23 protein-coding genes are annotated in these 25,654 nt (G+C 37.7%); 6 read left to right on the top strand and 17 right to left on the bottom strand.

Going from position 1 to position 25,654, the window contains the following annotated elements:
• Positions 1-131 precede the first annotated feature (131 nt).
• The 4 genes from sucD to AAX18_RS03560 are packed head-to-tail and all read right to left on the bottom strand — an operon-like array spanning position 132 to position 4,183.
• The gene (gene sucD / locus AAX18_RS03575; protein WP_046952981.1) at positions 132-1,001 is read right to left on the bottom strand and encodes a succinate--CoA ligase subunit alpha; all 870 of its coding nucleotides are present in this window, start codon (positions 999-1,001) and stop codon (positions 132-134) included.
• The gene (gene sucC, locus AAX18_RS03570) at positions 1,001-2,170 is read right to left on the bottom strand and encodes an ADP-forming succinate--CoA ligase subunit beta (protein ID WP_046952980.1); all 1,170 of its coding nucleotides are present in this window, start codon (positions 2,168-2,170) and stop codon (positions 1,001-1,003) included. The genes sucD and sucC overlap by 1 nt, the downstream gene beginning before the upstream one ends.
• A 35-nt stretch (positions 2,171-2,205) precedes the next feature.
• The gene (gene rlmM / locus AAX18_RS03565; protein WP_005626302.1) at positions 2,206-3,297 is read right to left on the bottom strand and encodes a 23S rRNA (cytidine(2498)-2'-O)-methyltransferase RlmM; all 1,092 of its coding nucleotides are present in this window, start codon (positions 3,295-3,297) and stop codon (positions 2,206-2,208) included.
• A complete protein-coding gene (locus AAX18_RS03560; protein ID WP_005626304.1) occupies positions 3,290-4,183 on the bottom strand; it encodes a transcriptional regulator GcvA in 894 nt (297 codons plus the stop codon). The genes rlmM and AAX18_RS03560 overlap by 8 nt, the downstream gene beginning before the upstream one ends.
• A gap of 475 nt (positions 4,184-4,658) precedes the next feature.
• Between AAX18_RS03560 and AAX18_RS03555 the strand changes: the two genes are divergently transcribed.
• Positions 4,659-5,690 (top strand): branched-chain amino acid aminotransferase, encoded by a 1,032-nt coding sequence (locus AAX18_RS03555; protein ID WP_005646627.1) that lies wholly within the window; start codon positions 4,659-4,661, stop codon positions 5,688-5,690.
• A gap of 50 nt (positions 5,691-5,740) precedes the next feature.
• On the opposite strand, the gene AAX18_RS03550 is transcribed toward AAX18_RS03555, so the two are convergent.
• Positions 5,741-5,884, bottom strand: a complete 144-nt coding sequence (locus tag AAX18_RS03550; protein WP_005634891.1) for a hypothetical protein — start codon at positions 5,882-5,884, stop codon at positions 5,741-5,743.
• Positions 5,885-6,259: 375 nt separating this feature from the next.
• Between AAX18_RS03550 and AAX18_RS03545 the strand changes: the two genes are divergently transcribed.
• The gene (locus tag AAX18_RS03545) at positions 6,260-7,015 is read left to right on the top strand and encodes a Nif3-like dinuclear metal center hexameric protein (protein ID WP_046952979.1); all 756 of its coding nucleotides are present in this window, start codon (positions 6,260-6,262) and stop codon (positions 7,013-7,015) included.
• A gap of 55 nt (positions 7,016-7,070) precedes the next feature.
• Here AAX18_RS03545 and ffh read toward each other — a convergent pair whose 3' ends face one another.
• Positions 7,071-8,456, bottom strand: coding sequence for a signal recognition particle protein (gene ffh / locus AAX18_RS03540; protein ID WP_046952978.1), 1,386 nt, complete (start codon positions 8,454-8,456; stop codon positions 7,071-7,073).
• 280 nt (positions 8,457-8,736) lie between these two features.
• On the opposite strand from ffh, the gene AAX18_RS03535 reads away from it, so the two are divergent.
• The gene (locus AAX18_RS03535; protein WP_046952977.1) at positions 8,737-9,999 is read left to right on the top strand and encodes an HlyC/CorC family transporter; all 1,263 of its coding nucleotides are present in this window, start codon (positions 8,737-8,739) and stop codon (positions 9,997-9,999) included.
• 65 nt (positions 10,000-10,064) lie between these two features.
• Here AAX18_RS03535 and AAX18_RS03530 read toward each other — a convergent pair whose 3' ends face one another.
• The 3 genes from AAX18_RS03530 to AAX18_RS03520 form a co-directional block, all read right to left on the bottom strand.
• The gene (locus tag AAX18_RS03530) at positions 10,065-11,504 is read right to left on the bottom strand and encodes a porin family protein (protein ID WP_046952976.1); all 1,440 of its coding nucleotides are present in this window, start codon (positions 11,502-11,504) and stop codon (positions 10,065-10,067) included.
• Between the two features lie 54 nt (positions 11,505-11,558).
• Positions 11,559-12,377, bottom strand: a complete 819-nt coding sequence (locus tag AAX18_RS03525; protein ID WP_046952975.1) for a hemophilin — start codon at positions 12,375-12,377, stop codon at positions 11,559-11,561.
• A 66-nt stretch (positions 12,378-12,443) separates the two neighbouring features.
• A complete protein-coding gene (locus AAX18_RS03520; RefSeq protein ID WP_046952974.1) occupies positions 12,444-15,800 on the bottom strand; it encodes a TonB-dependent receptor domain-containing protein in 3,357 nt (1,118 codons plus the stop codon).
• A gap of 217 nt (positions 15,801-16,017) precedes the next feature.
• On the opposite strand from AAX18_RS03520, the gene AAX18_RS03515 reads away from it, so the two are divergent.
• Together AAX18_RS03515 and AAX18_RS03510 are read left to right on the top strand one after the other, a co-directional pair.
• Positions 16,018-16,788 (top strand): threonine/serine exporter family protein, encoded by a 771-nt coding sequence (locus AAX18_RS03515; RefSeq protein ID WP_032825681.1) that lies wholly within the window; start codon positions 16,018-16,020, stop codon positions 16,786-16,788.
• A gap of 1 nt (position 16,789) precedes the next feature.
• Entirely contained in the window at positions 16,790-17,269 is a 480-nt protein-coding gene (locus tag AAX18_RS03510; RefSeq protein WP_005628250.1) for a threonine/serine exporter family protein, read from the top strand.
• A 45-nt stretch (positions 17,270-17,314) separates the two neighbouring features.
• Here AAX18_RS03510 and AAX18_RS03505 read toward each other — a convergent pair whose 3' ends face one another.
• Both AAX18_RS03505 and AAX18_RS08985 read right to left on the bottom strand, forming a co-directional pair.
• Positions 17,315-17,533 (bottom strand): YdcH family protein, encoded by a 219-nt coding sequence (locus tag AAX18_RS03505; protein ID WP_005628252.1) that lies wholly within the window; start codon positions 17,531-17,533, stop codon positions 17,315-17,317.
• A gap of 120 nt (positions 17,534-17,653) precedes the next feature.
• A complete protein-coding gene (locus AAX18_RS08985) occupies positions 17,654-17,842 on the bottom strand; it encodes a hypothetical protein (protein WP_230599539.1) in 189 nt (62 codons plus the stop codon).
• Between the two features lie 228 nt (positions 17,843-18,070).
• Here AAX18_RS08985 and serS point away from each other — a divergent pair, with 228 nt between their 5' ends.
• On the top strand, positions 18,071-19,360 hold the full coding sequence (gene serS / locus AAX18_RS03495) for a serine--tRNA ligase (RefSeq protein ID WP_046952973.1): 1,290 nt from the start codon (positions 18,071-18,073) through the stop codon (positions 19,358-19,360).
• 51 nt (positions 19,361-19,411) lie between these two features.
• On the opposite strand, the gene selD is transcribed toward serS, so the two are convergent.
• From selD to AAX18_RS03465, 6 genes are all read right to left on the bottom strand, one after another.
• Entirely contained in the window at positions 19,412-20,452 is a 1,041-nt protein-coding gene (gene selD, locus AAX18_RS03490) for a selenide, water dikinase SelD (protein ID WP_080948102.1), read from the bottom strand.
• A 57-nt stretch (positions 20,453-20,509) separates the two neighbouring features.
• Positions 20,510-21,466: a lauroyl-Kdo(2)-lipid IV(A) myristoyltransferase gene (lpxM, locus tag AAX18_RS03485; protein WP_046952971.1), complete on the bottom strand. Its 957-nt coding sequence runs from the start codon at positions 21,464-21,466 to the stop codon at positions 20,510-20,512.
• Between the two features lie 46 nt (positions 21,467-21,512).
• On the bottom strand, positions 21,513-22,280 hold the full coding sequence (locus AAX18_RS03480; RefSeq protein ID WP_046952970.1) for a TSUP family transporter: 768 nt from the start codon (positions 22,278-22,280) through the stop codon (positions 21,513-21,515).
• 17 nt (positions 22,281-22,297) lie between these two features.
• Positions 22,298-23,158: a penicillin-insensitive murein endopeptidase gene (mepA, locus tag AAX18_RS03475; RefSeq protein WP_046952969.1), complete on the bottom strand. Its 861-nt coding sequence runs from the start codon at positions 23,156-23,158 to the stop codon at positions 22,298-22,300.
• A 198-nt stretch (positions 23,159-23,356) separates the two neighbouring features.
• The gene (gene aroC, locus AAX18_RS03470) at positions 23,357-24,430 is read right to left on the bottom strand and encodes a chorismate synthase (protein WP_046952968.1); all 1,074 of its coding nucleotides are present in this window, start codon (positions 24,428-24,430) and stop codon (positions 23,357-23,359) included.
• An 11-nt stretch (positions 24,431-24,441) separates the two neighbouring features.
• On the bottom strand, positions 24,442-25,654 hold a 1,213-nt coding region (locus AAX18_RS03465), incomplete at its 5' end, for a mechanosensitive ion channel domain-containing protein (RefSeq protein WP_046952967.1).

Raw genomic sequence — 25,654 nt, 5'->3', positions numbered from 1 at the left:
TTTCTTCCTTAAAAAGTGTGTGCTGATTATAGCAGTTTTGCGCTCACTTTATAATGGCGAATATATAAAAATAAAGGCGTAGAGAGTCAATCTACGCCTTATCAAACTAAAGTGCGGTTAATTTTATGAAATTATTTTAATATCTTTCTCAAGGCTGCACCAATTTCAGCGAGGCTTTTTACACAGGTCACACCTGCGGCCTCAAGCGCAGCAATTTTTTCTGCGGCAGTGCCTTTTCCGCCACTAATAATAGCCCCCGCATGTCCCATCCGTTTACCTTTTGGCGCAGTGATACCCGCAATATAGGCAACCACTGGTTTAGTGACCTTATCTTTAATGAAGGTTGCGGCTTCTTCCTCAGCGGAACCGCCGATCTCGCCAATCATCACAATGGCTTCTGTTTCGGGATCTTGTTGAAATCTTTCGAGAATATCAATAAAACTAGAGCCTGGAATGGGATCGCCACCGATACCCACACAAGTCGATTGACCAAAACCTTCATCTGTAGTTTGTTTTACCGCTTCATACGTTAAAGTACCAGAACGAGAAACAATCCCCACTTTGCCTTTTTTATGTATATGTCCCGGCATGATGCCTATTTTACATTCATCAGGTGTAATCACACCCGGGCAATTTGGCCCAATCATCACAACGCCTGTTTCATTTAATTTTTGTTTCACCTTAAGCATATCCAATGTAGGGATGCCCTCAGTAATGCAGACAATTAACTTAATCCCTGCATCAATAGCTTCAATTATGGCATCTTTACAAAATGGTGCTGGCACATAAATGACTGTCGCGGTTGCCCCCGTATTTTCGACAGCTTCACGAACTGTATTAAAAACAGGCAAACCAAGATGGGTAGTTCCACCTTTATTTGGAGATACGCCACCAACTAATTGCGTTCCGTAGGCTAATGCTTGTTCAGAATGAAAAGTCCCCTGTCCACCAGTAAAACCTTGGCAAATCACTTTCGTATTTTTATCAATTAAAATCGCCATTAGTGTTCTCCTTTTGCTGCATTCACGGCTAATTCTGCGGCTTGTTGTAAACTCTGTGCGGTAAGAATATTAACGTCGCTTTCCGCTAAAATTTGGCGACCTATTTCAGCATTAGTCCCTTCTAATCGTACAACCACAGGCACTCTCACGCCCACTTCATTTACTGCAGCAATCACGCCTTCAGCAATCAAATCACAACGAACAATGCCACCAAAAATATTCACTAAAATCACCTTCACTGAAGGATCGGTTAAAATGATTTTGAACGCTTCAGCAACCCGCTCTTTCGTTGTACCACCACCCACATCAAGAAAATTCGCAGGCTTACCACCATAGAGTTTCACAATATCCATGGTTCCCATTGCAAGCCCAGCCCCGTTTACCATACAACCAATATCGCCCTCTAAAGCCACATAGTTTAACTGGAATTTTTCAGCTTCTGCTTCACGAGCATCATTTTGAGTTAAATCTTGCAGTGCTAAGAGATCTTTATGGCGAAATAAAGCGTTATCATCAACAGATATTTTGGCGTCTAGACAAACCAAATTGCCTTGTTTAGTCAGAACAAGTGGATTAACTTCCACTAAAGATAAATCTTTTTCTAAAAACAAACGAGACAATCCCATAAAGATATCGGTAAACTGTTTGTTTTGCGTACCACTTAACCCTAATTTAAACGCCAATTCACGGCCTTGATAAGGCAATCCTCCAAATAAAGGATCAATGGTGACTTTGTGGAGTAAGTGCGGTGAATTTTGCGCGACTTCTTCAATATCCATACCACCCGCAGGAGAAGCAATAAACACCACTTTTTGAGAGGCGCGATCAACAACCGCACTTAAGTAAAATTCTTTATCAATATCGCAAGTTTCTTCAAAATAAATCTGGTTTACTGGCTGACCCGATTTATCCGTTTGAAAAGTGACTAAACGTTGTCCTAGCCATTTTTCTGAAAAAGATCTTGCTTCCTCTACATCGTGCACTAATTTAACGCCACCCGCTTTACCACGCCCACCCGCATGAACTTGGCATTTCGCTGCCCACTTATCGCCTGAAAGTTGAGCCAGTACCAAATCTACTTCATCAACAGATTGACAGACCGCCCCATTTTTTACGGGTAATCCATAATGCTCAAATAGTTGTTTTGCTTGGTATTCGTGTAAATTCATTCGCGACGTCCTTTTTGGTTATGAAAACAATTCACTCAAGATTTTAATGCTATATGTACCGTGATTTCTTCACGATCGTGATATAAATGTTTTGCTTGAATCTCAAAATTCAAATTCTGCTCAGCCAACATCACAGCCAAGTTTTCTAAACATAATACAACTTCCTGATAACGTTTTTTCATGGGTAATTTTAAATTGAAGATCGTTTCTCGGCACCAACCATTCAACAACCATTTACCAATCAATAAAGAAATACGACTTGGTTGTTCCACCATATCACAGACTAACCAATCCACTTTTTTCCTTTTTGGGGGCTGAAATTTAAAACCATCTTCCGCACAATGTTCAATGCGCCCCGTATCATGCAAACTCGCAGCCATTTTTCCGTGATCAACTGCATAAACAAATAAACCTCGTTTGACTAGTTGATACGTCCAACCGCCAGGGCAAGCCCCTAAATCAACACCAATCATATTTTCATTTAAACGTTTATTCTCTTCTTTACGTGGAATAAAAGTCAAAATAGCTTCTTCCAGTTTTAACGTAGATCGACTCGGCGCATCTGCCGGAAATTTTAAACGAGGGATTCCCATAAAATGGGGGGAATGATTATCCACATAAGAATATCCGACATAACAGCAATTCGGTTTCACAAAAAAACAATGTAAAAATTGACCGCTCTTTTGAGTCGCTTTTGCCGAAAGCCAGCCTTGTTTTTTTAATGTCTGACGTAAAGGCACGGTAAATTTACGACAAAAAGTGGAAAGCTCCTTTGCTTCATTTGTGTCTGCAGTTTCGACAAAAAGCTCGCTAGATTGAGCAAAATTAATTTGTTGTGATAATTCTTCAAACGCCGCCACGATGGGACTAATACGATCAGCGGGATCTAAATCTTCCAATAAATCGGAAACCACAATCATCTGACGAGCAAAAATCAAACGATTAAAAGGAATGTCTCGGGCAAGGCGATTAGCCTCATCAGGTTGATAACATTCAAAAATGACATAGCCCGAATTATCTTGTACTCGAGCAAAACCAAATACACCTAAATTACTTGCTTGATCAGTGATCTCTGCGGCAACTTCTTTCTCAAAACCTGGGCGACAATATAATACGAGTTTATTCATTTTCTTCTTGTTTAATTGAGTTAATAATCCACTGACGGAATGCTTGAATTTTTTGATCATCAAGGCGATCAAGATGATTGACCACATAAAATGATTTCGGATCAGGTAAATTGGTTGGCAATACTACTTTTAATGAGCTATTTTCAATTTCTTGCAAGGCTAATAACCGATTAGCTAATACAATGCCTTGTCCATGAATAGCAGCCTGTAACGCCATAAATGTATGGCTAAATAACGGCCCTTGCTGAATATTTAAATCATCTAACTGTAAATGATTTGCCATCGCTTGCCAATTATCGCGCGTATGAATGTGAATTAATGTGTGTTTTTTTAAATCTTCAGGCTGAATAATTGGATTTTCGGCTAACAATTCAGGTGAGGCTAAAATCAATAAATTTTCTTCACCAAGACGATCCACTTGAAGATTCTGCCAATGTCCTAAACCATAATAAATGGCAAGATCAATTTCTTTATTTAACAAGCCTTCATCTTGATCCACGCCCGTTAAACGCACCTCAATTTGCGGATAAAGCTGATTAAATTCACTTAAATGTGGCACGAGCCATTGAATACCAAAAGTTTGTGGCACACTAATATTTAAATGCGGATCCGTTTTTAACGTTAATAATCGCTCTGTTGCTTCATTTAAGCGACGCAGAATTTTATTAATATCAACAAAATATGCTTTTCCAAGCTCTGTTAATTCTAAAGAACGATTCTTTCGCTTAAATAATTCAATTCCTAAGAACTCTTCTAATAATTTAATTTGATGACTAACTGCCGCTTGTGTGACACAAAGCTCATCTGCCGCTTTAGTAAAACTTAAATGGCGAGCAGCTGACTCAAAAGATTTTAGCGAATTCAATGGTGGCAAACGTTTATACATAAGTATTTCCATTCATAAAATTTTTGTCTATAATAGACAAGATTTAATTCGAATTAGTTTTTCTAATACTTCAAATAAAAAAACGTCATTTGTCCTTTCCTACCCTTTTCCTTACAATACAACCATACTTAATGATTGGTAATTCCTTACTAGTTAATGAGTTTCGGACTTAAGTATGATGTTGTGTTTGCATATAGTTCGGGTAACCGAACTTGAGTAACAAATATGTTACTCATTTACTTCCTGTATATTATTAAACCGATTTGGTTAAACGCTGCTCTCATTGAGTGGCGTTTTTTTCATCCCGATTTTAGCATAACTATATCTTTATTTCCTGCCCTGTTTCCAAAATTTCATTATTCCTTTTTAATTGGCTAAAAATTGCATAATTTCGAGAATTTATTATTTAAATCACCTCGGGAATGGTGTAGATTAAACGGCATTTCATTCAAAAAAATAATATTAAGGAAGTAAAATGAAAGATTTAGACTGGAATAACCTTGGTTTTAGTTATATTAAAACAGATTACCGTTTCATCGCACACTGGAAAGATGGCAAATGGGACGAAGGCAAACTCACCACAGACAATACTTTACATATTCACGAAGGTTCTACCGCACTTCACTACGGTCAACAATGCTTTGAAGGCTTAAAAGCTTACCGTTGCAAAGACGGCTCAATCAACTTATTCCGTCCACAAGAAAATGCAAAACGTATGCAACATACTTCAGATCGTTTACTCATGCCACAAGTACCCACTGAATTATTTATCCGTGCATGTAAAGAAGTGGTAAAAGCAAACGAAGAATGGGTCGGCCCTTACGGCTCTGGCGCAACCTTATACTTACGTCCATTTTTAATTGGTGTGGGTGAAAACATCGGTGTGAAAGCTGCGCCAGAATTTATTTTCTCTGTATTCTGCTGCCCAGTGGGTGCCTATTTCAAAGGTGGTTTAACACCATCTAACTTTATTACCACAGAATACGATCGTGCTGCACCAATGGGAACAGGCGGCGTAAAAGTGGGTGGTAACTACGCTGCAAGCCTTCTGCCACATGTATTAGCGGCAGAACAAGGTACGCCAGAACGTAAATTCGCTGATGCTATTTATTTAGATCCAAAAACGCACACTAAAATTGAAGAAGTCGGTGCGGCAAACTTCTTTGGAATCACAAAAGACAATAAATTCATCACACCAAAATCAGAATCTATTTTACCAAGTATCACCAAATACTCTCTTTTACATATCGCAAAAGAGCGTTTGGGTATGGAAGCAATTGAAGGCGATGTTTATATCGATCAGCTAGATCAATTTGCTGAAGCGGGTGCTTGTGGTACTGCTGCGGTCATTTCACCTGTTGGCGGAATCCAGCATAAAGGCAAATTCCATGTATTCTATTCTGAAACTGAAGTGGGTCCAGTAACACGTCGCCTTTATGAAGAGCTCACAGGCATCCAGTTCGGTGATATCGAAGCACCTGAAGGCTGGATTGTGAAAGTAGAATAATCTCTACCAATAGAAAAACGAAAGTGCGGTTAAAAATCAACCGCACTTTTTTATTGATTCAATCCCCATTGGCGAGAATCTTTATCAAATTTAACACCTGAATGAGAACCTTCTGCGCCGTTAAAATACACATCTTTATTTGCGCAAGCTGAAATAATCAATGCGCCTGCGATAATCAACAACCATTTTTTCATAAGTAAACCTTTTGCTAAATTAAAAAACCTGCGAATTGTAGCACAACGGCTGCACATCCCAACGAAATATTTTGCTTTCCTTACCATCATTAACACCTTTCACCAAAGCCAAGCTCCCCTTCTTTACTGATAAATTTGACTTATTGAACTATTAAAAAACGTAAGAAATTTAAACCGCACTTTAAATAAAATAAAAAATTTCTTATTTCCTCTTGATCGCTATAAATTTATGTATACAATGAATCCTGTTTTAGATACTAGATAGTAATTTAATAGTAATGAAACTTGGCTAGTGCATTCCCCCACTCCTTCGCACTAGCCATTTTTTTTGGAATTTTGTACCATATCTCAACTTTTTCCAATCAACGATCCATTATGAATAATCTCGAACTTGAACAACTCATTAATCAAAAACTTTCTTCCGATAAAATCAATGACTATGCGCCCAACGGCTTACAAGTCGAAGGTAAAACAGAAATCAAAAAAATCATTACTGGCGTAACGGCGAGTCAGGCTTTGATTGATTACGCAATCAGACAAAATGCCGATGCGATTTTGGTTCATCACGGCTATTTTTGGAAAAGTGAAAACCCTTGTATTCTAGGAATGAAAGGCAAGAGAATTAAAGCCCTTTTAGTGAATGACATGAATTTATATGGCTATCATTTGCCATTAGATGTGCACCCAGAATTAGGCAATAATGCACAATTAGCCAAACTGCTCGATATTGAAAATTTACAACCATTAGAAAAAGGCGCTGTGAGTATTCCCGTTTGGGGCGAATTAAAAGAACCGATGACAGGTGAAAACTTTGCAGAAAAAATAGAAAAAGTGTTAAATCGAAAACCGTTAATTTGCATTGAAAACGGACCGCACTTAATCCGAAAAATTGGTATCTGCACTGGTGGCGGACAAGGTTATATTGATCTTGCTGCAGAACAAGGCTGCGATGCATTTATTACTGGTGAAGTGTCAGAACAAACAATTCATTCTGCCCGTGAGCAAGGATTACATTTCTTCTCTGCAGGTCATCACGCAACAGAACGATATGGTATCAAGGCATTAGGCGAATGGTTGGCGAAAGAATATGGCTTTGATGTAGAATTTAAAGATATAGATAATCCAGCGTAAAATGCAAAAGTGCGGTAAAAATATTTCTTTTTTACCGCACTTTTATCTTCTGAAATTATCGTTTAAACATTCCGCCTAAACCGCCAAGACCGCCTAAGCCTCCGCCCAAGCCTTGCATTCCACGCATCATTTTAGCCATGCCGCCTTTACGCATTTTCTTCATCATGCGTTGCATTTCATCGAATTGTTTAAGTAATTTATTCACATCTTGCACTTGAGTACCAGAGCCTAATGCAATACGACGACGGCGAGATCCTTTGATAATATCTGGGTTGGCACGTTCTTTTAGGGTCATAGAATTAATGATCGCTTCCATTTTGATAAACATTTTGTCATCCACTTGATTTTTAACGTGATCAGGTAAATTTTTTGCACCCGGTAATTTCTCAAGCATAGACATCATGCCGCCCATTTTTTTCATCTCGATAAGCTGCTCGCGGAAATCATCTAAAGTGAAATCATCGCCTTTCTTGAATTTCTGCGCCATTTTTTCTGCTTTTTCACGGTCAACAGAACGTTCAAGATCCTCAATCAATGAAAGCACATCGCCCATGCCCAAAATACGAGACGCAACGCGATCAGGATGGAACGGCTCAAGTGCTTCCGTTTTCTCGCCCACACCCAAGAATTTGATTGGTTTACCTGTGATTTGACGAATCGATAACGCCGCACCACCGCGCGCATCACCGTCCACTTTTGTCAAAATAACACCTGTAAGTGGCAATGCTTCATTAAAAGCTTTTGCCGTATTGGCCGCATCTTGACCAGTCATCGCATCAACAGTGAAAAGGGTTTCGATTGGATTTAACGCTGCATGGACTTGCTTGATTTCGTCCATCATTTCTGTATCAACGTGCAAACGACCTGCCGTATCCACAATCAACACATCATAGAATTTCAGTTTTGCATCAGCAAGCGCCGCTTTAGCAATATCAACTGGATTTTGTTTGACATCCGATGGGAAAAAATCCACGCCAACGGATTGAGCCAAGGTTTCAAGTTGCTTAATCGCAGCTGGGCGATATACGTCGGCAGACACTACTAACACTTTCTTTTTATGGCGTTCACGCAAGAATTTTGCCAATTTACCCACACTGGTGGTTTTACCCGCACCTTGTAAACCTGCCATTAAGATAACCGCTGGTGGTTGGGTTGCAAGGTTTAAACTCTCATTCGCTTCGCCCATAGCTTTTTCAAGCTCACGCTGAACGATTTTTAAGAACTCTTGCCCCGGCGTTAAGCTTTTATTGACTTCTTCCCCAAGCGCGCTTTCTTTTACTTTTGCGATGAATTCACGCACTACAGGCAAGGCAACATCTGCCTCAAGTAATGCCATACGCACTTCGCGCAAGGTTTCTTTAATATTATCTTCCGTTAAACGGCCTTTTCCAGTGATATTACGTAAAGTTTTGGAAAGGCGATCCGATAAATTCTCAAACATGGCTAACAATCCTGTTTTTCTTAAAAAATTGCGCTGATTATACCGAAATTTAGGCGTTTTTCATCATTTCAAATGAAAATGGCTTTTTGAGTAGGCGATTTCATGAAGAAAGCATAGGAGATAAGGAAAAAGAATGATTATTTAGCCAATTTCGGGTATCATTCTCTCCACTCTTGGCTATTTGAGTAGCCATTTGATTTTGCAAAATCAAATAACAGGTAAAAAGTGCGGTGAAAAATGACCGCACTTTTTGTTGATTAACAAACAAAAGGATTTTCCCTTGGACAGTATTCCCCTTAGTACTTTATTTATTATTCTCATTATCTGTTTAGTGTTATCTGCATATTTTTCTGGTTCAGAAACTGGACTACTCTCTCTCAATAAATATCGTCTTCGTTTTCTATCCGAACAAGGCAATAAAGGCGCACAAAAAGCAGAAAAACTGCTAGAAAAGCCAGATACCTTGTTAAGCTTTATTCTTATTTTTAATAACCTTGTGAATATCAGCGCATCAGCGATTGCGACCATGATTGGTATGCGTTTATATGGAGATGCTGGTGTGGCGATTGCAACGGGTTTACTCACTTTCGTGATGCTTGTATTTTCTGAAATTTTCCCCAAAACTGTAGCAGCGATGCACGCGGAAAAAGTCGGTTTCATTTCCAGCCATATTTTGACGGTATTACTTAAAATCTTCTATCCGCTAGTTTGGTTGATGAATATTTTTACCAAATCATTAATGCATTTGGTGGGATTAAAACCCGATATGCAAAAACAAGTAATTAGCCGTGAGGAACTTCGTAGTATTGTATCAGAAGCAGGCGAAGCCACACCTGACGAACAACATCCACAAATGTTGCTTTCTATTTTAGATATGGAAACCGTCACCGTTGATGACATTATGGTTCCGCGCAACGAAATCGGCGGCATTGATATTGATGATGACTGGAAAGCCATTATGCGCCAGCTCAATCACGCAGCACACAACCGCGTTGTACTTTACAAAGGTAGCCTTGATGAACAAGTGCTTGGCATTTTGCGCGTGCGTGAAGCATTCCGCTTACTGCTTGAAAAAAATGAATTTACCAAAGAAACCTTAATTCGTGCGGCTGATGAAGTGTATTTCATTCCTGAAAGCACGCCATTAAAAACGCAACTTGCAAATTTCCGTGCAAATAAAGAACGCATTGGCTTAGTTGTGGACGAATACGGCGATATTAAAGGGCTTGTAACTTTGGAAGATATTTTGGAAGAAATCGTTGGTGATTTTACCACTTCCACCGCCCCAAGCATTGACGAGGAAGTAACTCAACAATCCGACGGTTCCATGATTATTGATGGCTCTGCCAACCTACGCGATCTCAACAAAATGTTTAACTGGGAATTGGATACAGAAGATGCCCGCACGTTTAATGGTTTAATCCTAGAACACTTAGAAGAAATTCCCGATGAAGGTACGGTTTGCGAAATTGATGGCTTGCAAATTACCATTCTTGAAGTGGGCGATAATATGATTAAACAAGCGAAAGTCGTCAAACTTTAATCATAAAAACTCAGACAAATTAAACCGCACTTAGAGTTAAATATCTCTCAAAGTGCGGTTTGTTTTTAAAAGTTTTTTTCAAATTTCAATACCACTTCATTCTGTTTATAGCGATATAACATTTCTACGTTACTCCGATGATTTGTATGAATAAAATTGATACTAGGTACAATATCGTAAAATTTGAATTTAGGAATGGCAAAGGTAAACAGATATTTTTGTTCATTGTCTTTTCTTGTTTTTCCTAAAAGTGCATTATAATCTTGATAATCTATTTTTCTAAAAATACCTTGCGCAGTAATATCAATTCCGCTTTCAAAACTTTTATTAATACCTATTCTTAACCCCTTTCTAGCATATTGATCAATTTTTGATTCTGTTGAAAACTTTTTCGCATAATCCAATCCACCAAATAAAATCCAATCATTTGGTAAGCTATAAACTAAAGTAGAAAAGAAAGAGAGAATTTTTCCATCTTGATAAGATAAATTACGATCTTGATATTTTTCCCATTTATATTCTGTTTGCAAAGAAAAGTATAAATTCGGATTTAAAATCGTTGAATAGGAGATATTAAACCCTTTTCTTTCGCTATACCAATGATGATAGGCTCTTGTTTTTTCAATTAAAGGATAAAGATCTAATTGATTTTCTTGATCTTTAAAACGGTATCCTAATCCAAGTGAAATATTATGTTCAGTAAATTCTGATTTTTTCGGATAAAACTCACCATAAGCTAATCCTTTAAAAATAATACCTTGATTATTTAATATTTCAGTATATTTATTTAATACCGCTTCATAACTAAATCCTGTGCTTTTTTGAATAGTTGGTCTAGTTCGTGTAAATTCTAATGTACCAAGATAAGGATTTTCGACAATTTCTTTACTGATTTCATTACCAGATTGATTTAAATTAGAATTATAAATTGTGCCAAAAGAAAAGGAACCCTGCCAAGATTCACGATAATCAAGTTGTGATAAATATTGGTTTACACGTGCCATTACATTTGGTTGTTGTGGCAATGCTATCTGATTAAAAAGAATTTTAGATTGATTGTTTTGCCAGTTTAGAAAATAGAGTTTAGCTAAATCTAATTTTCCGCGTGTGAAATCGGGTTCTTGTTGAACAAGTTGCTCGTAAAGTTGAATGGATTTTTTGGTATTTCCTTGATTAAATGCAATATTCGCTTCTGCAAATAAAATCATTCCTCGTTCTGCTTGCGGAAATTGTTTATAACGGATTAATAAATGTTGAATATCATTCGTTTGTTTGTGATTAATTGCGAGAAAAAGAGCGGTCATTATTTCCTCTATATTATCACTCACCTTAAATTCTTGGTTGTTTATTGTTAATGTAGTAAAGAATTTATCTTGTTGAATAAATTGTTGTTCTTGTCGTTGTTGATTTAATTGGGATTGTTGCTGTAAGCGGAAATCTTTTTCTTGATTTTTAGCAAGTACCAAAAAAGGAATAAAAAGAAAGATAAAAGGGAATTTCGACATAAAACATCCTGTTTACAATAAGGCTTGCTTTCGCAAGCCTTTTGTTTATTAAACTTAATTTTTAGTACCGCCAAAGGCTGTGTTGTATTCAGGTTTTGAAGCAAATGTTGCCATGCCTGCTAAGCCTTCTGCTTTCGCACCATAGAAACGACCTTCTGATTTACCAGTTACTCCTTCTACTTTAGCTATTCCCTCAAAAGTTGCATTTGTTTTATCAATTTTACTCTCAATAGAAAGAGATAAATTAGGTTTGCTTAAATAACCACTAATACTAGCTCTTTCAAAATCAACATCAAATGTCCCCTTCATTAATCGACTATTAAAGTTTCCGTACTTATTAATACCTTCCACTGTATAAGTGGCTTTACCACTTGGTAAGGTTTTTGTTGGATCTGAACCAGCATAATAAACACTAACATTTTTAGCCGCACTTGTTGCTGCATCTACATTTTCCCATTCACCAAAATAAGTATCTTGATTTCCTACTTGCTTAAAGGATAAACGACCTAAGCCACGATGATCTGGCATAATAAGTGTTAGATTTGGCATTTTATTCATTTTAGCCACAATTACACCATTTTTATCTTTTTTCGCTACCCCTGTAAGGTGTGAAATCCATTTATCGGCACGTTCTGCCATTTTTTCAAAGGACTGTCCTTTATTATTTGCTGTTTTACTTAAGACAGCGGGATCATTAGGAATACTACTGTCATATATCTCAACGCCAGCCTTTCCATCTTTTTCTCCTGCCTTGATTTTTATATATCGAGTTTGATTTGTATCAGTTGATACATTTCCCACTACCTGTGCTTGCGCAACGCTTACTACACCACATACTACCACTGCTAAAATTGTCTTATTAATTACAGACATAGTTTTTCTCCTATTTGAGATGTTGATGTAAATGAAATTCTTTTGAATTTCACGGTTTAGAAATAATTAAAATCTTGCGGTCATACCTAATTTTATAGTTCTTCCTGGAGCTGGCATTGTTGAACGAGTAATAGGGTCAAGATAATATCGATCAGTTAAATTTGTTCCAACTAATTCAATTGTGAAATTATCATTCACCCGATAATTAATATAAGCATCAACAACTAATACTGGATTCCAGCGATTAGTTTCTCCACTTGCCCACGTAATTCCTGCCTTTCTTAATGACTTAGCGCGAGTATCCTTTACTTGAGAATGATATAACCAGCGTGATCCAAGTTCTAATTTTTCATCTAAAAAACGTAATCCTAAATTAGCTGTAATTGAATATTTTGGCAGTATAGTATTCTTTAAATACCCACTTCCATTTCCTCCATTAACACAATAAGGTATTTTTTTAGAGACTCCTTGATTTTCATCATAATTAAATATTTCAAAACTATTATCACAAAATTTATTTTTTAAATTATAAACTACGCCTAAAGTTGCGAATAAATTGCCTTGATCGTAGCGAGATTGAAATTCTATTCCTGACAAAATTCGCTTATCAAACTGTTGCAAAGTATAATTTGAATCTCTATCAAAAATATTTTTTGTCAAATTATGAAAATAGTTTAAACGAACATCAGCACGTCTAGCGTTAGGTAGAAAACCTTTTAAATCATGGACATATCCAATTTCAATATTTTTACTATGCTCAGGTTTTCTTTTATATAATGGAGTAATTGCATCAAGAGAATATCCTATAGTATCCTCAAAAATACTTGGCATACGTTTTGTTTCAGTATAGCGAGTATATAAACGAATATTATCTGTAATAAATGCAGTTATTCCAAAAGATGTAGACCAAGCGTGAGCTGTACGTTGTGCCTTTTTCATTTTTTCCCATTGCTCTAGTGTAGGTGTAATCTTGTTAATTTCTGAATTTACTCTTTTAATAACTTTTTCCATTTTTCCTGTATATGCGTTATATTGCTCTTCAGTTAATTTATCTTGAATCAATTGTTTAGCCGCTTGATTACTTTCTAAATCAAATTTACCATACGCATTTCTCTTTATAGAAAATGTTTCTTTCTTTTCTTTGTTATTATCTATAATATCTAATATCATTGAATCAATATTAACATCTTTAGGTTCCTCAGGTTTCGTTATATTATTTTCCTTTAGTTTATTTTCAACATATTCTTTTTCTTTTTTCCGATAAATCTCATAATCCTCATAATATTTGTCATTAAGAGCAAAGCCACCTTCATCATTAATATCACAGGTTCCATCTTCTTCAAGTTCACAATATTTAGTAGAATCCTTATCATCTGGCTGATTTGGTCGATACTCCTTAGTAAATTCGTATTCTTTTTTATTATAATAATCGAGAGCTTTATTATATTCTTTTCTTGATTTTTTATATTTATTATACTCATCAACCATTTCTTGTGTTATTTTATGTCTTTTTACTACTTCTAATAATATCTCTCCGCCATATTTCACATCTTCTCTCATCTTATCCTGTAATAACTTAATTAACCCATCATCTCGAGATTTATAATGAGTATATTTTGCTCCAGCATCTAAAATTAACCAATCTACTGGGTTATACTGAAAATTAAATCCTATATTTAATTCTTTTCGTTTCCCCATCCGTTCTCCACTAACATAATTTTCTATGCTATTACAATAAATTTGACTATGCTCCTTTGAACCATTTCCAAACCCACCTTCGTTAGCATTACAAAGTTTTTTTACATCCCCCAATTTTTGGGCATAAACATTAGTTGAATTTAAATCTTCCCATTTATAAGCTGCCATCACATCTAAATTTAATTTTTTATGCAACTCAAAACGGTTACTGGCATTTACACCATAATGGTTATCTTTCGCCCATTGCGCTTGGGCTTCTTGGGTATTAAATAAGCCATAAAGATTTGGCGTTTTTGTATTAGATGTATAATATTTTCTCCATTCTTCTTGTACTCGTTTCATATACTCTGATACCGCGCGTAAATAGTTTTCATTGTAGCAGGCTTCTCCAGGGTAGCAGGGGGCAGGCTTACCACTAATATTCAAACCTTTACTATTAAAATCGTTGTCCCTTGCTAAGACATCAGCTGGGGAAGCACCAGAAGTATTGGTTTTTGCTTTGTTAAACACCGCATAAGCACCAAAAGCAAAATTAATCCAGCGGTTATTTTGTGGGTTGTATTCAAAGTGAGTATCCACGGCAGTTTGTTTTACATTGGCAAGTGGCCATTGCAACACCGTGCCTTGTTGGTAACCAGTTTGCCATAAACGTGAAGGCATAATTTCTCCGTAAGTCATATCGCTATGACGCACACCGAATTTAAGTTTGGTTTCATCATTAAATTTGAATGTGGCTTTACCTAAGTAAGATTTGGATTCAAAAGAAGTATTCGGCACTTCTTTTTTCGGTGTGTATACGGTAGCAATCCAAGGAATATAAGGATCATCAGTAGTGTAATTTGAACCGAAGTTATGGATTTTGTCATAGTCCCAAATTGTCATCCCCTCACCATAATTATGCCCACCATGACCACCAGAAAAATAATTGCCTTTACTGCGATAGGCATAAGATAATAATCCTTCAAAGTGTTCATCTTTGGTCGCGACAGCTAAACGATAAGCATTGTCTTTGAAAAATTTATTACGACCTTGAGATCGTGCAGGATAGCGATCCGACGTTTTAAAATATGCTGCATATTCTCCCGCAGTTACATCTTCTGGATGTTCTAAACTCCGGTAATCGACACCAATAGAAATAGGATAACCACGTTGCTTAATAGAATTATTAGCTGTTTCAGCTTTAAATTCGATACCAAATTTTTCACCTTTTTTAATAATGTCATCAGGTTCTAATGTGCTTAAACGAATAGTGCCCGCTGCGCCACTATCTAAAGTGCGGTTCAAATTTGGGCCTTTTTCAACAGAGACACTACTAATTAAGAAAGGATCAAGATAGTTACGGTTGCTCACACCCGCAAAACCACGCCAAACAGTGATAGCTTGTTCTGTGCCATCAACTAAAACAGGAATTCTACCCTGCCCCTGTACACCACGAATATTAGGATCCAACGCACCACTATTGCGTGCATCACCACTATATACGCCCGTTGTACCTGTCAATAAATCCGCTACAGAATGTCCTTTGTAAGTTTCAATTTCTTTCTTGCTTTTATATTCGGTTACTTGGTTTTCTGAAAACATTTTATCTTTACCTGCTTCGGCTTTACTTTCAGAAGTCCCTAAAACAGAGATCGTATCAAGCTGATTTATTTGTGGGGAAGCATAGATACTTTGATGAATAAGCAAGGTGAGTGGACAGAGCATAAAGGAAAATTTATGTTTCATTTTTTAATCTCCATATCAAACAATAACAATTATCATTTAAATGTTAGTCCTGTTTTTTTGTATCAGCAAAGAAAAATTGTTTATTTTGTGATCGATGTAACAAAATTTTTCACTAAAAATTTTTTGACTTAAATCACAAGTGCGGTTCTTTTTTGCGCATTTTTCAGAAAAGATTTTTATAATTCTTTCTAGGTATATTTTGATAGAGAAGAAAGATATGGAACACGAATATCAACGGGCGGTGACTCGCGTGTGCGTACAAACGGCACTGCTCTTGTTACAACATGGGGCAGAAAGCACTGTGGTAGTGCAAATGGCGCAGCGTTTAGGCATAGCACTTGGCGTAGAAAGTGTAGAATGTGCGCTCACGGCAAATGCAGTTGTGCTAACGACCTTATCAGATAATCATTGCATTACCACCGCACGAAAAAATACAGATAAAGGCATTAATATGCAAATGGTAACAGATGTTCAGCGCATTGTGATTGCCGTTGAACATCATTTGTATGACTTAGAAATCGCACAAAGAAAATTGGACCAATTAAAACCGCTTAAATATAACCGCTGGTTAGTAGTGTTTATGATTGGCTTATCTTGTGCGGCATTCGCCCATTTATCGGGTGGCGATTGGATAATTTGTGGCATTACCTTTATTGCAGCAATCATTGCAATGTTTGTGCGACAAGAATTTTCTAAACGGCACTATAATCCCCTTATCGTCTTTTCTATCACCTCTTTTGTCGCCTCGCTGATTTCTGGAATGAGCTTAAAATATAACTTAGGTAACGATCCTCAAATTGCCTTAGCATCTAGTGTGTTATTACTTGTGCCAGGATTTCCGCTGATTAATTCTTTGGCAGATATATTAAAAGGTTATGTCAATATGGGATTAGGCCGTTGGACAATTGCGACTATTCTCACTTTTGGCGCATGTCTTGGTATTGTATTCGCTTTAAGCGTATTACATATTACAACTTGGGGGCATTAAAATGTTATTAGATATCACAATATTTATCTTGAAATTACTTGATGATATGTTATTTGCCGCAATTCCAGCTGTAGGCTTTGCTTTAGTATTTAATGTGCCACCCAAAGCCTTAAAATATTGCGCAATTTTAGCCGCACTAGGGCATGTTACACGCACATTATTACTGCATATTAATATGCCTATTGTATTTGCCACCTTCTTTGCCACTTGCGTAATTGGATTTTTAGGCGTGCATCTTTCCCATCGTTATTTAGCCCATCCCAAAGCCTTCACCGTTGCCGCAATTATCCCCATGATCCCCGGTGTTCATGCCTATAAAGCAATGATTTCAATGGTACAAATCCACCATTTCGGCTTTTCCGATGCTTTATTTGAACAAATGATTAGTTCCTTTATTAATACCAGTTTTATCCTAGGCGCAATAGTATTTGGACTAGCTTTACCGGGCTTATTGTTTTATCGACAAAAACCCGTGGTGTAAGCTAAAACAGTGCAACAAAAAAAACCGGCATCAGCCGGTTTTTTACTATTCTTGTGATTTTTTCTTGAGATATTCATAAAGCTCATCTTTAATCCGTAATTTCTCTTTTTTCAAAGCCTCAATTTCCATATGAGTGGCGAGCTGAATGTTTTCCTGCATATTCTTAATTTCATGATCTAATTCGTTATGCTTTTCAAAAAGACGATCGAAATAAGCATCATTACTTTTAAGTTTGGTGATTAATTCTCGGTATTCGGGAAACATAGCGTTGCTCCTATAGTGGTTTTAACTGGTTTCAGTTTACTACATTCGCCCCAAATAAACAGAAGACGATCTTAAAAATTTGACAATGATCACAAAAATTTATTTCTCGCAAATTATCCTTTACTCTTTTGCTTTTTTATTTCTTCCAGCACCTAAAATCAGCATAGCTAACAAACTAAGAATAATTCCAAAACCAGCACCAATACCCGTTGAGATAACATAAGGTTTCTCTGACATCACAAAATTAGGCTGTTGAACAAAATGGAATGCCACCAAATTATTATCTAACGGTTGAACAGATTGCATCATTTTCAATTTGTTTTCCCAAGAAACGTCAATTTTAGCGTCTGCAGCATTTTTCACTTATTCGAATAACGATTTCCATTTTGTAATCAATCCATTATTTAATGTTTGAGGCGATGTATTTTTCTCTATTTTCAGAATCTTGCTTTTCCTTCAGCTTTTAACTGGTTTATTTCAATAACGTGCGATAGAATAAAACCGTTTTCATTTCAACGAAAAAAGTAAGGAAATACCATGATCGATCCAAATTTACTCCGTAATAATTTAGCGGAAGTCGCAGAAAAATTAAAAGTAAAACGTAACTTTATTCTTGATACAGCAAAACTCACCTCATTAGAAGAACAACGCAAGAACTTACAAGTCACTACAGAAAACTTACAAGCTGAACGTAATACTCGCTCCAAAGCCATTGGCGCAGCCAAAGCGCGTGGTGAAGATATCGAACCATTATTGGCTGAAGTGGATAATATGGGCAACCAATTGACTGAAGCAAAAGCACAATTAGATGCGGTACTTGCGGAAATCAATCAAATTGCATTAAGTATTCCAAATCTACCAGCAGATGAAGTGCCATTAGGCAAAGATGACTCTGAAAATAAAGAAATCTTACGTTGGGGCACTCCGCGTGCATTTGATTTTGAAGTGAAAGATCATGTCACTTTGGGTGAAGAAGCAAATGGCTTAGATTTTGCCGCAGGGGCTAAATTGGCTGGTGCACGTTTTGCCGTGATGAAAGGTCAAATCGCCAAAATGCACCGTGCATTAGCGCAATTCATGTTAGATCTTCATACTGAACAACACGGCTATTTAGAAACCTATGTGCCTTATTTAGTGAATCACGCAACACTTTACGGAACAGGTCAATTACCAAAATTCGGTGAAGATTTATTCCATACTTTAGCCTTAGAAGGCGAACAACCTTATGCATTAATTCCAACCGCAGAAGTGCCCGTCACTAATTTAGTGCGTGACGTGATTATTGATGAAGCAGAATTACCAATAAAAATGACCGCACATACGCCATGTTTCCGTTCTGAAGCAGGTTCTTACGGTCGTGATACTCGCGGTTTAATTCGTATGCACCAATTTGATAAAGTGGAAATGGTACAAATCGTTGATCCAGATAAATCTATGGAAGCGCTTGAAGAATTAACTGGTCACGCAGAAAAAGTATTGCAATTATTAAATCTTCCGTATCGTAAAGTTTTACTTTGCACATGCGATATGGGCTTTGGTTCTTGCAAAACTTACGACTTAGAAGTGTGGGTGCCTGCACAAAATACTTATCGCGAAATTTCTTCTTGCTCAAATATGTGGGATTTCCAAGCTCGCCGTATGCAAGCACGTTGTAAAGCGAAAGGTGATAAGAAAACGCGCTTAGTGCACACCTTAAATGGTTCTGGCTTGGCTGTTGGCCGTACTTTAGTGGCAGTGCTTGAAAACTATCAAAATGCGGATGGTTCAATCACTGTGCCAGAAGTGCTACGTCCATATATGGGCGGATTAGACGTTATCGGCAAATAATCCTTGTATAAAATAAAAAAGCGTGGATTTTAAAATCTCCACGCTTTTTTATTAAGCTATTTCAACGACGACATCGGATTCTGATTTAGGGTTTAATTCACCCACTTCATATAAATCAATGCCCGCATCTTTGGCTATTTCAATGACCGTTTGAACGCTATTAGGCTCAACTGCCACCAATAAACCACCTGATGTTTGAGGATCACACAAAATCGCTTTTTGTTCTTCCGTCAATACCCCAACTTTATGTCCATAACTATCAAAATTACGCCCTGTTCCACCAGGTACGCAACCTTGTGCAATATAATCTTTGACTCCGTCCAAGGTTTTAATTTTATCCGAAAAAACTACCGCACTTAGATTTGAACCTTCACAGATTTCAATTAAATGACCAAGTAAACCAAATCCTGTGACATCCGTCATTGCTGTGACGCCATCCACTTGGGAAAATTGACTGCCAATAGAATTCATTTGACACATGGCGGCAGTGGCTAAACCTTGATGTTCTGGCTTAAGTTTTCCTTTTTTCTCCGCCGTCGTCAAAATACCAATACCAAGCGGTTTAGTCATATAAAGCTTACAACCTGATTTTGCAGAAGCATTACGTTTCACTTTTTCAGTGTCAATCACACCTGTCACGGCTAAACCAAAAATAGGTTCAGGCGAATCAATGGAATGCCCTCCCGCCAAAGCAATCCCCGCTTGATGGCAAGCAAAGCGACCGCCATCAACAATTTTCTGTGCAACTTCTGCAGGTAATACATTGGTTGGAAAACCTAAAATGGCGATTCCCATAATCGGCTTACCGCCCATAGCAAAAATATCACTAATGGCATTGGTCGCGGCAATTCGTCCGAAATCAAAAGGATCATCCACAATCGGCATGAAAAAGTCGGTGGTACTGATAATTGCAGTTCCATTACCAAGATCATACACCGCTGCATCGTCAGCAGTTTCATTGCCAACGAGCAAATTTGGATCATAAAATTTTTCCAGTTCTGAATGTAAAATTGTCCCTAACACCTTAGGCGAAATTTTACAACCTCAACCCGCACCATGGCTGTATTGCGTCAGCCGAATTTTTTCTTCCATTTTTTATTTACCTTATTGAATATCCGTTTTCGAGAATATGACTTTCAAACCCTATTCTTAATCATAAAGATCTTCGCCATCTTTCCTTGTACGCAATAATTGCAAAATCCAAACATATTGCTCTGGCGCTGGCGTAACAAAAGATTCTATTTCTTCGTTCATTGCTCGAGCTGATTGTTCAGGATCATCACTTAAATTCATTGCTGGATGAATTTCCATTTCATATTTGCCAGCCTCAGCGTTATAACGAGGAAACATTGGAATGACAACAGCTTTAGAAAGTTTTGCCATTTTATTTAATCCCGGCAATGTCGCTTTATAAGTTCCAAAGAAATCAACAAATACGCTTTGCTCCGCACCAAAATCTTCATCTGGTAAGTAATAACCCATTTCGCCTTTACGAACATGATTTAAAAAAGGTTTAATTCCATTTTGGCGAGCATGCATTTTTCCACCGAAACGTTGGCGTGTAATCGTCCAAAGCCAATCCACCAATGGATTACGGTGTGGATTATACATAGAAGTCATTGGCATGCCTTGAGTGTGCAAAATAATACCCGAGGCATCAATCGCCCAGCCATGTGGTACCATAAGAATAATATTCTTGCCCTCAGCTTTTGCCTGTTCAATATGTTCAAGACCGATAAATTCGCTGCGTTTTTGTAAATGTTTCTTTGAATGGATAGCAATCTCACCAATACCAAACATAACTTGAGCTACGACCGCAAACATTTTATCAATTATTTGCTCACGTTGTTGTTCAGTCCAGTGAGGGAAACAATATTGCAAGTTAGTTTGCGCGCGCGTACGCTGTTTCTTTGCTTTATGCCCAATCCAAATACCTAATTTTCCCGCCAATTTATCGCGCAGACGAAAAGGTACAAATGCTAACAACAATAAAAAGAAAATACCGAGCCAAATTCCCCAATATTGAGGCTTTAAATACGACCATGAAAAGTGCGCTTCATAGCCCACTCTCGCCGTCAAACGTAAATTTTGTTGATTATCCGACATAATAAAATGTAATTAATTTTAACCGCACTTTTGCGCGCTTTCCGAACTAAAAATGAAACCAACCCTGATCGTAAACCATTTTAGCCGTCATCATAAAAGACATGATAACAACCGTCGGTCGAATCAAGGTTTTACCTTTCGTCATCACCATTTTGGCACCTAAATTCGCTCCTAAAATGCTCCCTGCCATCATCACGAAACCCACTTTCCAAAGAATTTGCCCCCCCAATAAAAAAAGCGCAAAAGAAGCAAGGTTCGAAGTGAAATTCATCACTTTTGCATGTGCTGTCGCTTTCGGGAGATTAAATCCTAGCAAAGTAACACAGGCTAAACTCATAATTGAGCCAGTCCCAGGTCCAAAGAAGCCATCATAAAAACCTAAAAATGGACTAACTAAAAGACCAAATAACAGATAACTTACTCGTTGTTTCCGATCTTCATCACCTAATTTAGGGGTAAACAAAAAATATAGACCAATGGCTAAAATCAAAAAAGGTAGAATTTTTTTGAAAATCGCCACATCAATTGATTGAATCAATAATGTACCGAGGGATGAACCTAAGAAAACCCAAATCAAAATAAACCAAATATCGCGTAAATTGACCGCTCTTTTTCGCAAGAAATAAAGGCTTGCAGATAATGCGCCCCCCATAGCTTGCAATTTGTTGGTGCCTAACGCCATTGCAGGTGGCATACCTGTCATGAGCAACGCTGGAATAGTGATTAATCCACCACCGCCAGCAATCGCATCGATAAATGATGCAACAAAACCAACACAAAACAATATTGCTAAAAGATCAATTCCGATATCCATATTGATTTACCTTAATGCTATTCTAACCATTCACTCCGATTCGGTGAGTTCAAAATTTGTTGGCACAAAAACGGCTCTGGTGGTGTAACTTTAGGTTTGCTCACTGAAGCGCCTGGTTTTGGCGGTTCAAACCAAGAATATAATTCGTCTCCACAACCATCACCAGCAGGAACGGGGGCTTGATTTTCACAATAAGGCGCATCTGCTGGGCAAGTTAAACGAACATGAAAATGAGAGTCGTGACCATACCAAGGACGAACTTTGTGTAGCCAACCTCGATCATTGCCAGCGGTTTGACATAATTTTACCTTAATCGCAGGATTAACAAAAATACGCGTCACATTTGGATCTTGCGCGGCTAACTTGATTAACGTCGCATGATTGCCATTCCATACGCGTTCATCCACTCGTTGCGCCTTTCTATCTACAACTAATAAACCTTTACCATCAGAATTCAGTGCATCGGCATCTGACATTTCGCCCATTCTTAACCAAATATCCGCATCTAATCCCATCTGATGGCTAGCATGACCAGTTAAAAATCGTCCGCCACCTGGCATGGCAATATCGCCTACTAACATCGTTGGCAACCCAGCCGCTTTAACACGTTGTCCCAAACGTTCAAGATACTGAATCATATTTGGGTGGCCATAATAGCGATTGCGATTCATACGAATCACTTGGTAACCTTCACCTTTCGGCGGTAGTGCTTGCGCCCCTATAATACACCCATTGGTATAACTACCAATAGGTTTTGCTTTCCCATCGTCACTTGGAATAGGACGTTTCACTTTTTGCCAATCTAGAGGAGAGGCAACAACATTTATAGAGAAAAGTGCGGTAAAAATTATGGTTGTTTTTAATAAAATTTTATTCATTCTAAAGTTTTACCGTAGGTAAGTATACCCTAGGTTTTGCCGTGGGTAAGTATATCCTATGTCTTGCCGTGGGTAAGTATACCCACGGTTAGAAAAATAGTTCCCCTTTGGGGAACTTTACACCCACCCCAAAAGGGTAGTATCAAACTAACCTAGGGTATACCTACCCTAGGCACAGACTCCCATCTTATACTAAGATTATTTACACTGTGCCTTAAAACGTAATAGATGATCTAATAAGACAATCGCCATCATGGCTTCTGCGATGGGTACAGCACGAATACCCACACAAGGATCGTGACGACCTTTTGTTACAACTTCTACGGGTTCACCATTAAGATTGATTGAACGGCCAGGAATCGTAATACTTGAAGTCGGTTTTAGCGCAATAGTGGCGATAATCGGTTGACCAGAACTAATTCCGCCTAAAATGCCACCTGCATGATTGCTTGCAAATCCATCTGGTGTCATTTCATCACGATGTTCACTTCCACGTTGCTCAACCACAGCAAAACCATCACCAATTTCGACGCCTTTTACTGCATTAATTCCCATTAATGCATGAGCAAGATCCGCATCTAAACGGTCAAATACTGGCTCACCTAATCCTACTGGAACATTTTCAGCGATAACAGTAAGTTTAGCGCCAATAGAATCCCCTTCTTTTTTAAGTTCACGGATCAATTCATCGAATTTTTCTACCGCACTTTCATCAGGACAAAAGAATGGATTACTGTTTACCTTTTTCCAATCAATGTCTCCGATGGTTTGCGGCGCAATTTTCACATGGCCAATTTGACTTAAAAAACCGCGGACTTCAATACCAAAATGTTCGCGTAAATATTTTTTTGCAATCGCTCCCGCTGCAACTCGCATTGCTGTTTCACGCGCTGACGAACGCCCTCCACCACGGTAATCACGGATGCCATACTTTTGCTGATAGGTAAAATCCGCATGTCCTGGACGAAAACGATCTTTAATCTCTCCATAATCTTGCGAACGCTGATCACCATTTTTAATGATCATTCCAATACTTGTGCCTGTCGTTTTTCCCTCAAACACACCAGATAAAATTTGAACTTCATCATCCTCACGACGCGGCGTGGTATATCGTGATGTCCCAGGTTTACGACGATCTAAATCTGGTTGAATATCGTTCTCTGATAATTCAAGATTTGGCGGTACCCCATCAACGATACAGCCTAATGCAATACCATGTGACTCCCCAAAGGTTGTCACACGAAAAAGTTGTCCAATTGTGTTACCCGCCATATTATTTCTCTTTAATTAGTTTTAGTTAATTTTTCCATATTAATAAAAGGAATCTCTTCACCCGTGTCTTTATTTTTAATAAAAATATCCAATTGATTGAAAGCAATGTCTATATTATTTTCTTTAAACAATTGATTTACACGACGATTTAATAAATCAAGCGTATCATTACGATCTGAAACCTGTCCAACATAAACTCGTAACTCATGGTCTAAAGTGCTTGCACCAAAATTTAAAAACAACGCTCTTGGCTCAGGCTCTTTTAAAACACTTGGCAATTCATTAGCCGCTTGTAACAACAAACGTTTTACTAATTCTAAATCGGAGTTATAAGCAACTCCCACAGAGATGACTAAACGAGTAATGGTATTTGATAATGCCCAGTTGGTCACTTGCCCTGTTACAAACGATTTATTAGGTACAATCACTTCTTTTCTATCTGGATCAATCATCGTAATAGCACGAATACGGATTTTTGCTACCGTACCTGTGACACCGTTTATAGTAACGGTATCGCCCACTCGAATTGGGCGTTCAAACAATAAAATAATCCCAGATACAAAGTTTGCAAAGATTTCTTGCATACCAAAGCCCAAACCAACTGAAAGGGCAGCAAACAACCATTGCAATTTAGACCACGACATGCCTAATGTAGCAAATGCCCAGGCACCACCAACCGCAACTAAAACATAAGTTAACAATGTAGTAATAGTATAAGGTGTGCCTTGTGAAAGTTTAATCCGTGAGAAAATTAATACTTCTAAAATACCTGAGATATTGCGTACTAACACATAAGTAATCCCTACAATAACCAAAGCAACGAGAAGATTAAATAAAGTGATACTTTCCATCACTGTGCCCGCTTCAGTAGTCGTCGTTTGCTGCCATAAGGTCACTTCACGCAAATAACTAGCCACCGTGACAAGATCTGACCAAACATAATAGAAAATACCGAACAAAGCAGTCCAAATGAAAAGATCCGCAAAACGCAATAATTGACTACGCACTTCATTTAACGCTAAACCTTCTTCTTTTTCATTCAGAACAACAACATCATCGGATGTCGAACCATCATTAAAGCCTGCTTGTTTTTGACGGAGTTTTTCTTCTAAACGACGATGAGCCAAGCGACGAGAAGATACAGTAATACCACGATAAATAACTTGACGAATTAACCACCACACACACCATGCGATATAAGAATTAATCAGATGCTGTATTAAA

The organism is Haemophilus haemolyticus, assembly GCF_001008205.1.
Classification (GTDB): domain Bacteria; phylum Pseudomonadota; class Gammaproteobacteria; order Enterobacterales; family Pasteurellaceae; genus Haemophilus; species Haemophilus haemolyticus_Q.
This window is presented reverse-complemented; position numbering and strand designations above follow the sequence as displayed.